The organism is Brochothrix sp., from assembly GCF_017549435.1.
GTDB lineage: Bacteria > Bacillota > Bacilli > Lactobacillales > Listeriaceae > Brochothrix > Brochothrix thermosphacta.
On the sequence record NZ_JAFYUW010000157.1, the window covers coordinates 1 to 8,617 of the forward strand.

Below are 8,617 nucleotides of genomic sequence, written 5' to 3' on the forward strand. Positions count from 1 at the left end.
ATCACTAATTGTTCGACGATCAAGTTCTAGTTTTGTTTCACCCGCACCACGGTTTGCCAATCCTGATGAACCACCACCTTGACGGCTCATTGAAATACCCATTCCAGCAAGACGTGGCATCAGGTATTGTAGTCGTGCAACCTCAACTTGTAATTTTGCTTCACGAGTTTGTGCACGTTCTGCAAAAATAGCTAAAATCAACATCGTGCGATCCATTATTTCACATTCCAGAACCGCTTCTAAATTTTTGATTTGACTGGGTGTTAATTCATCGTTCACAATAATAGCTTCACTCTCAGTACCTTCTAAATAACCTTGTAACTCTGCTAATTTCCCTTTACCTAGATAGGTTCCCGCATGGACACGTTCACGTTTTTGCGTGAGTACATGCGTTACATTCAAATCAGCTGCCTCAGCTAAGCCATGGAGTTCTATCATCGATTCAGCAAAATCATTTACTCGAGGCAATTCTACGCCTACTAATACAACATTTGTCATCGTTTCACCTCTTCTTATTTGTATTTCCGTCCCTTGCTACGCAACCAAATTGTGCGAACAATCATTGATATAATAAACATCACAATTAATACAATCGTAATCGATGCGCCTGGTGGTGATCCCACTTGGTAAGACATCGTTAATCCACTGTAGACACCAATTAATCCCATCACAATACTCAATATGATGGCGAAATCAAAGCTTTTCACCCATTTAATAGCGATAGCTGAAGGTAAAATCATTAATGACGAGACTAATAACGCGCCTACAATCGGCATCATAATCGCTACTGCTAAACCTGTAAGTACACTAAATACCATTGAAATCAAACGTGTGTTTAATCCACTTGTATAAGCTGTATCCTCATCAAATGTTAACACATACATGTGTCGACGGAATAATAAATACAGTGTGACTGCCACAATAGCAAGTCCCAATAACCAAAAAACACTTTCAGCATCGATTGTAACAATCGATCCAAATAAATATTGTGAAATACTCGCAGTTGAATTTCCACCGTTAAAACTAGTCAATACAAGCGCAATTGCCAACCCACCAGACATGAGGATTGCAATTGATAATTCAGAATATGTTTTGAAAAAACTGCGCATTACTTCAATCGTCAAGCCACCTAATACCACAACCGCAATTGTTGTTAATGTTGGGTTGACGCCAATTGTAAAACCAACAGCTACTCCGGCAAGCGAAATATGTGCGAGTGTATCAGCAATCAACGACTGCCTTCTTAATATAACAAATAAACCAAACAGCGGTGCTAAAATCGCAATTAATGTTCCTGCGATGAATGCGCGCTGCATGAATTCATGCAAAAACATCTCCACTCGGTATCTTCCTTTCGTGTTAAGCGTAATTCACGATCGACATATCGTGTTAAATCCTCATCATCATGAGTCACCATTAAGATTGCACGATTATGTGAATCCGCATAATGACGCATTAATTTATAAAAGTTTTTACGATTTTCTTTATCCATTCCTGTTGTAGGTTCGTCTAAAACAAATAAATCTGGCTCAGCAGCTAAAACACGTGCCATACAAATACGTTGTTTTTGACCGCCAGATAATTCACCGATCTGAGCATCTTTATACTTCCACATATCAACAGAACGCAATGCTTCTTCTACTTTTTCATGATCCGTTTGTGACAAACGTTTAAACCACTTGCCTCTCTGAAAACGTCCTGAACGTACCAATTCAATTACTGTACTTGGAAATCCTTCATTGAATGAAGCAACTTGTTGTGGTAAATAACCAATTTGAAATTTTTCACCTTCAGTATTCACTAATGTTCGCGTTACTTCACCACTTGCTGGTTTTAATAGGCCTAAAACAATTTTTAATAACGTCGATTTTGCCGCGCCGTTTTCTCCTGTTAATGACACAAATTCACCTTCACTAATATGAAATGAAACATCGGATAACACAGGCTCATCATCGTATTTAAACATAATATCTTTCACTTGAATATAATCCATCATTTCCACTCCCTGCATCTAAAACGTAACCATTACGTTTAATTGTATGCTAACCTTAGTAAAAACACAAGAGAAAAAACCTTGATTATTAGTTAATCATCAAGGTTTTTAGGTTTATCCATTGTTGAACAAGTGTGCTCTGCTTTTACTTTTCTCCAACTGCAACAGCCAATGTCTCACTCTCTTTCAAAAAAATCAGCAGGCACAGATAGCCTCCTTCATTTTTCTCCAAGCTAGTAGCCATTGAACGGGCTGTTTTCGTTTTTACTTTTCTCCAACTGCAACAGCCAATGTCTCACTCTCTTTCAAAAAAATCAGCAGGCACAGATAGCCTCCTTCATTTTTCTCCAAGCTAGTAGCCATTGAACGGGCTGTTTTCGTTTTTACTCAAAGAAAGGTGTAATAATAGGAACAATTTGTTTTTTACGTGAAACAACACCTGGTAATGTTGCTAAGTTATTTACAAGTTGAACATCATACGCTTGTTCTACTTTACCTGCTGCTGTACCTAATACAAGCACAACTGAATCGTTTGTCAAAATATTAGTAATTGCAAACAAGAACATATCTAATCCTTTGCTTGCGATTTTTTCGTTGATGGCAAGTTCAATTTCAGGCTGGCGAATAAGTACATCTAATGGATCAACAACGTTAACTTGTGCTATTTCAACTTTTTGGTTGCCCATATCAAATTCTTTCGCATCCAATGTAATTAATTCATCAATTGTTTTTGTACTAACATCTGCGCCTGCTTTTAAAAGGTCTAAGCCGTATACTTGAACATCAACTTGTGCTATTTCAGCTAAAATTGCGGCTGCTGCAACATCTTGTTCTGTACATGTTGGTGATTTGAATAACAATGTATCTGATACTATAGCTGATAACATTAATCCTGCATTTTGTTGCGTTGGTACAATGTTATTTTCAGTGTAAAGTTTCAAGATAATTGTTGCTGTACAGCCCACTGGCTCGATACGCATCATCAATGGATCAAGCGTTTCAAAGTTGGCAACACGGTGATGATCAATCACTTCAGTAATAGTAACAGCCGCGCGATCATCCACACTTTGTTGTGCTTCATTGTGATCTACGAGAATAACTTCGTTAGTTTCGTTAGCCACTGTTTCAACAAGGCGTGGTGCCTCTACTTTGAAATAATCTAAAGCAAATTGTGTTTCAGGATTAATCGTTCCTAAACGAACAGCCTCTACGTCAAATCCTAAAGCTTGTTTTAAGGCAGCGTAGCTTAGCGCTGCTGTAATTGTATCTGTATCTGGATTTTTATGTCCAAAAACTAATGTTTTACTCATTTTTATATTCGCCCCTTTTATACTCATTTTCGTCTCTATTTTATCATATTTTAAATTTTAAGAACACTAAGGCTCTTTAACTTCCAGACGACTTTCTTTGTTTAAACGCCACATCTTAGCGATATTAATTATAACTGTTTTAGCAACAGCGTATGTTGGCACTGCAAGCAACATTCCTAATAATCCCGCAAGATTACCAGCTACAAGCAACACAATAATAATTGTTAACGGATGGACGTTTAATGAACGACCCACAATCAATGGATTCATAATGTTTGAATCAATTTGCTGTACAATTAAAACAACAATAATAACGGCAATGGCTTGCCATGGTGAAATAAAGATACCAATTATCACAGCAGGCAATAAACCTATCCATGGTCCTAAGTAAGGAATGATATTTGTGCTTCCGGCAATAACACCTAATAACAATGCATAAGGTTGACCGATAATCAAATAACCAACAAATGTCAAAATACCTACACAAAGACAATCTAACGTTTGTCCACTGATATAAGATGAAATTGTTTTGCTCATTTGTGATAATATTGTTCCCGCTTCTTCTTGAACAGCACGTGGGAAAAATTTCACAGCCTTACCGCTGAATTTATGACCATCTTTAAACATGAAGAAAACAATGAATGGTACTGTTACGATTGTAATCGTTACGCTCGCAATCACACCAATGATACTTGTAATACTGCTTGTTGCATTAGATATAATGGAATTGACTATTTTAGATACATTAAGATTTGCTTCTTTTAACATATTTTCGATATCAAGATTTTGAATTTGTGGATTTGTTAATAACTTATCAAAATAATCATTTGCTTTACTCCAATAACCAGGTACAGCTTTTCCAAGCTCCACTAATTGATTCGCTAACGGTGGAAAAATCATGTAAGCAAAGAGGCCGATAACCCCGATAATTAAAAAGAATACTATAACAATTGCCCATATTCGTTTAACTTTCAACTTTTCTATCAATCCAACCACTGGGTTTAGCATATAAAAAATAAAACCCGCCAATAACATTGGCATAAAAATAGTGGAAATGAATGTTCGAATCGGACCAAATAAAAATGACATCTGTGTAAATAAGTACAACAATAATGCAATTGCTAAAATTTCTACTGTCCAAAAAAATAATTTAGAGTTTTTAAACACTCGATTCCCTCCTTATAACGTACGTTTATCACTATTATATCAAAGATTGTAACCTTAGTATAAAGAAATATGGCACTTGCAACTCTGAGATAGAGGTTTATAATAGTTAAGATGTGTAAAATGTATTTGTTATGAAGGAGTGTACTATGCAATCTAAATTTAATCTCTCTGGCAAAATGTCTATCAAATTGATGACAATTGCTTTATTAACCTTCGCTTGGCCTATCTTTACAGAACAATTTTTGAGAGTTTTGATGACAAACATCGATATCTTTCAACTGAGTTTTTATTCTGATAAAGCAGCTACAGCTGCAGGTGTCGCCAACCAAATAATCGTCTTAACAATCTATATTTATGGGTTTGTTTCTGTTGGTTTACAAATCCTGGTGTCGCAGTTGTTAGGCGCAAAACGTGGAAAAGAAATTGAGCATGTTATTACAACTGGATTAGTACTAGCTGCTATCTTAGGTATTATACTCACTGTTGTATTCCTCTTCTTTTCATCACACTTTTTAAGCTGGTTAGGACTCGATGATAATTTAATTGCATTAGGAACGCCTTTCTTACAATGGATCGGTGGTGCATCTATTGTCATTGCGATCCAAGTAGCCATTCTTCCTATATTAAGAAGCCACGGCTATGTTAAACAAGCCATGTATGTTCCTGTTGTTACGAGTATTTTAAATGTAATCGGAAACTACTTGTTCCTCTTTGGACCTTTCGGAATCCCTGTATTAGGTATGGCAGGCGTTGGTATTGCCACTGCCCTCGCTAACTTTGTGGGGTTATTATTAGCTCTGTACCTTCTCAAACGTCACGTAGGCTATACCTTCTCATTTAAAAAAGTAAAAGATGTCACCTATAAACTTAGCTATGCTATTTTAAGACTGGGTCTCCCATCTTCTGGTGAATCGATTTCGTATAATGGTTCTCAAATTATTATTACTACTATTGTTGCTGTGCTGGGTTCAACTGCATTGACAACAAAAGTTTATGTTTCTAGTATTTCACAGTTCGTCATTTTATTACCCATCTCAATTGGGCAAGCAACACAGATTTTGATTGGGCATCAAGTCGGTGCTCGAAATCCCGATCAAGCTTATCGTCAAGGTTGGCATGGCTGGATTATTGGAACTGCACTCGCACTTATCGGCAGTTTTTTGCTTTATATTTTTTCAACACCAATTATGAGCTTCTTCACAAACGATCCCGAAGTTATCGAATTGTCCAAAAATCTTTTCTTACTTGGGTTGGTACTCGAAACGGTGCGGGCAACAAATATCATCTTAATTAACTCACTTAATGCAACGGGTGATGTTCGTTTTCCACTCATCGTTGGTTTGATTATCATGTGGATTGTCAGCTTGCCGTTTGCGTATCTTTTAAGTGTTCCGCTACACATAGGGTTAGCTGGGATTTGGATTGCTTACATCATCGATGAGGGCCTCCGTGGAGGATTAATGGCTTATCGTTGGCGCTCAAAAGTATGGGCTTTAAAAAGTATCTTATAGTAAAAACAAAAACCAGAATATCACTTGATATTCTGGTTTTTTTATGAAAAATTATAACATGTTGTTTTAGTCTAAACTTCAATCAGTTTTTATGCTTTTTCTTTCTGACACTGGCATTCTCCGTTAGGATTGCTACCGTCTTTACGTCCACATTTACATGTGCGTTCTTCTGTCGCTTCTTCTGCGTGTGAATGTCCGTGACCACCACAACCGCAGCCTGATTGTTGTTCTTCCGCGTGTGTGTGTTGCTCACCGTGACCATGACCACCGCAACCACAACCAGATTCTGCATGAGCATGTGAATGTCCATGATCGTGATCATGTCCATGACCACCACATCCGCAACCAGATTGTTGTTGCTGTATGTTAGGATTATCGATAATAAAACCCTCGCTACCATGTTGAACGCCATAATCAACTGTTGTTCCTGCTAAGAAAGGAACATCTTCTTTACGAACAACCGATACAAAGCCTTCAAAAGTTTCTTCCACGTCATCGGCTACCTGTTCATCCGTTAATTGCATACCATAGCCTAAGCCACCGTATTCATTACGTTCTAAGTAAAGGTTAAAAGCATAACCTTCAAGTTCGTTTTTTTTCATTGCATCTCTTATTTCTTTTTGTGCATTCTCTGTGAAATCAACTGTTCGTTCTATCGTCATCATTCCTGCCTCCTTGTTAAAAAACTTGTTTAACGCCTTTTATATATGGTAGTGTATCTAACAAACGTTGTTCAATGCTTGCCGTTAAAGTGAAATCGGAACTTGGACATGTGGCACAAGCACCTAATAACCGCACTTCAACAATACCATTTTGGAAATCTACAAATTCACAATTTCCACCATCTTTGAGTAAATAAGGGCGCAATTTATCGAGCGTTCGTTCAATTTCAATCTGCTCTTCTTGACTCACTTTGCCCACCTGCCTTTCAAATAGTATTCCTTTCTTCATTATAAAGTCTTTGGTCATAAAAAGCGACTGTAGAAATCTTTCAAATCAATCCAATTAATGGCTAAATTTATTTTTTTGACTTAAAATAAGGGTAAACAACCAATAAAGGGGACAATACGTATGAAAAAAAACGTCGAATTTTTTGTATACGGTGCTACTATACTATGCCCGAGTTGTGTGAACATGCCTTCTTCTAAGGATACTGAAGAGTGGCTACGTGCTGCTATCGGACGCAAGTTTCCTGACCAACTATTTTCAGTGACCTATATCGATATTTATTCGCCTCCAGAAGATGACATTCATTTAAATATGGCCCATCAAATCATTGAAGAGGATTTATTTTATCCGGTAGTAGTTGTTGATAATGAGATATTAACAGAAGGGCAACCTCGTTTAAAGAAAGTATATCGCTATATGGAAGATAACGGCTATACGCCTGTTTCCCGAAAGAAAGAGAATGTGATTTAATGAACCCCTTGATTGAATTTTGCGTGAATAATTTATTATCTGGCGCAGAAAAAGCACTACAAGAATTAGAAAACGATGACCGCTTAGACGTTGTTAGTTATAGCTGTCTCACTTATTGCGATACCTGCGCAACTTCCCCTTACGCATTAGTCGAAGGCGAAGTAATTAAAGGTAATACACCCGACGAATTGATTCACAACATCTATACTTATTTGTATGATGAGGATTTTTTAGATAAAGTAAATTAAAGGATGGCAGAAGCAGATGGCAAAAAGCAAAAAAACAAACGCAATGCGTGAATTAGACAAATTGAGTGTCACTTACGATATTACTAGCTATGAATGGCATCCTGAACAACTTGATGCTACTCATGCAAGTGAGTCAATCGGTATGGAAGCAGATGCTGTTTTCAAAACACTTGTATTAATCGGTGATAAAACAGGGCATCTTGTCGCCTGTATCCCTGCTAATGAACATATTGATTTAAAACAACTTGCCCGTATCAGTGGTAATAAACGCGTGGACATGATTGAAGTGAAAACATTACTCCCTATTACCGGTTATATACGAGGGGGTTGTTCTCCACTCGCCATGAAAAAAAGCTTGCCTACTTTTATGCATCAGTCGATTCTTGAAAAAGAAAAAATCGCTGTTTCTGCGGGTAAACGTGGCTTACAAATTATTTTGTCAGGCCCCGACTTAGTGCACGCTACGGCTGCTACGACTGCATCCCTTATAATGAATTAATTTTCACTTTAAAATACGTAATTTTTACAGCTGCGCTTCTGTGCAGCTTTTTTGCTGTTATCGTAGCGGATTGCTGTTATCGTAGCGGATTTATTCGCTATACGAGAACAGTATGGGTGCTAATATCGTTGCGAATTTATTCGCTTTACGAGAACAGTATAGGTGCTAATATCGTTGCGAATTTATTCGCTTTACGAGAACAGTATGGGTGCTAATATCGTTGCGAATTTATTCGCTTTACGAGAAGTACCGTTCCCTCTGTTAATGCTCTTAAGAGTACCAATCCTTCAAGCAAGCGAGTACCGTTCCCTCTGTTAATGCTCTTAAGGGTACCATTCCTTATATTACTATTTGACAGCACCATTCCACCCTGATATTTTCATAAAAAAAAGTAGTAAACCCTGTTGGGCTTACTACTTTCTAATAAATATAGATGTTAGATTTAAGAATCTTCGAAAAATCTTCTTACC

11 protein-coding genes are annotated in these 8,617 nt (G+C 37.3%); 4 read left to right on the forward strand and 7 right to left on the reverse strand.

Going from position 1 to position 8,617, the window contains the following annotated elements; genetic code table 11:
- From IKV95_RS10255 to IKV95_RS10275, 5 genes are all read right to left on the reverse strand, one after another.
- The coding region (locus IKV95_RS10255; protein WP_483296365.1) for an HflX-like GTP-binding protein at positions 1 to 498 on the reverse strand (498 nt) is incomplete at its 3' end.
- A gap of 14 nt (positions 499 to 512) precedes the next feature.
- Positions 513 to 1,340, reverse strand: coding sequence for a metal ABC transporter permease (locus tag IKV95_RS10260; RefSeq protein ID WP_029091904.1), 828 nt, complete (start codon positions 1,338 to 1,340; stop codon positions 513 to 515).
- Positions 1,286 to 1,993 (reverse strand): metal ABC transporter ATP-binding protein, encoded by a 708-nt coding sequence (locus IKV95_RS10265; protein WP_029091903.1) that lies wholly within the window; start codon positions 1,991 to 1,993, stop codon positions 1,286 to 1,288. The genes IKV95_RS10260 and IKV95_RS10265 overlap by 55 nt, the downstream gene beginning before the upstream one ends.
- A gap of 383 nt (positions 1,994 to 2,376) precedes the next feature.
- On the reverse strand, positions 2,377 to 3,303 hold the full coding sequence (locus tag IKV95_RS10270; protein ID WP_069125662.1) for a manganese-dependent inorganic pyrophosphatase: 927 nt from the start codon (positions 3,301 to 3,303) through the stop codon (positions 2,377 to 2,379).
- Between the two features lie 66 nt (positions 3,304 to 3,369).
- The gene (locus IKV95_RS10275) at positions 3,370 to 4,470 is read right to left on the reverse strand and encodes an AI-2E family transporter (protein WP_029091989.1); all 1,101 of its coding nucleotides are present in this window, start codon (positions 4,468 to 4,470) and stop codon (positions 3,370 to 3,372) included.
- A 146-nt stretch (positions 4,471 to 4,616) separates the two neighbouring features.
- Between IKV95_RS10275 and IKV95_RS10280 the strand changes: the two genes are divergently transcribed.
- Complete coding sequence (locus IKV95_RS10280; protein ID WP_375152868.1) at positions 4,617 to 5,981, forward strand: MATE family efflux transporter; 1,365 nt, start codon at positions 4,617 to 4,619, stop codon at positions 5,979 to 5,981.
- A gap of 89 nt (positions 5,982 to 6,070) precedes the next feature.
- Here the strand turns inward: IKV95_RS10280 and IKV95_RS10285 are convergent, their stop codons facing one another.
- Both IKV95_RS10285 and IKV95_RS10290 read right to left on the reverse strand, forming a co-directional pair.
- On the reverse strand, positions 6,071 to 6,643 hold the full coding sequence (locus IKV95_RS10285; protein ID WP_287451772.1) for a HesB/IscA family protein: 573 nt from the start codon (positions 6,641 to 6,643) through the stop codon (positions 6,071 to 6,073).
- A 16-nt stretch (positions 6,644 to 6,659) separates the two neighbouring features.
- On the reverse strand, positions 6,660 to 6,932 hold the full coding sequence (locus IKV95_RS10290; protein ID WP_051457420.1) for a NifU family protein: 273 nt from the start codon (positions 6,930 to 6,932) through the stop codon (positions 6,660 to 6,662).
- A 120-nt stretch (positions 6,933 to 7,052) separates the two neighbouring features.
- Between IKV95_RS10290 and IKV95_RS10295 the strand changes: the two genes are divergently transcribed.
- The 3 genes from IKV95_RS10295 to ybaK are packed head-to-tail and all read left to right on the forward strand — an operon-like array spanning position 7,053 to position 8,147.
- Entirely contained in the window at positions 7,053 to 7,400 is a 348-nt protein-coding gene (locus IKV95_RS10295; protein ID WP_069119048.1) for a YuzD family protein, read from the forward strand.
- Positions 7,400 to 7,648, forward strand: a complete 249-nt coding sequence (locus IKV95_RS10300) for a DUF1450 domain-containing protein (protein ID WP_069125667.1) — start codon at positions 7,400 to 7,402, stop codon at positions 7,646 to 7,648. Before IKV95_RS10295 ends, IKV95_RS10300 begins: the two co-directional genes overlap by 1 nt.
- Positions 7,649 to 7,664: 16 nt before the next feature.
- Positions 7,665 to 8,147: a Cys-tRNA(Pro) deacylase gene (gene ybaK, locus IKV95_RS10305; RefSeq protein ID WP_029091994.1), complete on the forward strand. Its 483-nt coding sequence runs from the start codon at positions 7,665 to 7,667 to the stop codon at positions 8,145 to 8,147.
- Positions 8,148 to 8,617: the final 470 nt, after the last annotated feature.

Coding starts and splice junctions, on each gene's coding strand:
- IKV95_RS10265 (WP_029091903.1), bottom strand. CDS start 1,993: ATGGATTATATTCAAGTGAAAGATATTATGTTTAAATACGATGATGAG.
- IKV95_RS10270 (WP_069125662.1), bottom strand. CDS start 3,303: ATGAGTAAAACATTAGTTTTTGGACATAAAAATCCAGATACAGATACA.
- IKV95_RS10280 (WP_375152868.1), top strand. CDS start 4,617: ATGCAATCTAAATTTAATCTCTCTGGCAAAATGTCTATCAAATTGATG.
- IKV95_RS10285 (WP_287451772.1), bottom strand. CDS start 6,643: ATGACGATAGAACGAACAGTTGATTTCACAGAGAATGCACAAAAAGAA.
- IKV95_RS10290 (WP_051457420.1), bottom strand. CDS start 6,932: ATGAAGAAAGGAATACTATTTGAAAGGCAGGTGGGCAAAGTGAGTCAA.
- IKV95_RS10295 (WP_069119048.1), top strand. CDS start 7,053: ATGAAAAAAAACGTCGAATTTTTTGTATACGGTGCTACTATACTATGC.
- IKV95_RS10300 (WP_069125667.1), top strand. CDS start 7,400: ATGAACCCCTTGATTGAATTTTGCGTGAATAATTTATTATCTGGCGCA.
- ybaK (WP_029091994.1), top strand. CDS start 7,665: ATGGCAAAAAGCAAAAAAACAAACGCAATGCGTGAATTAGACAAATTG.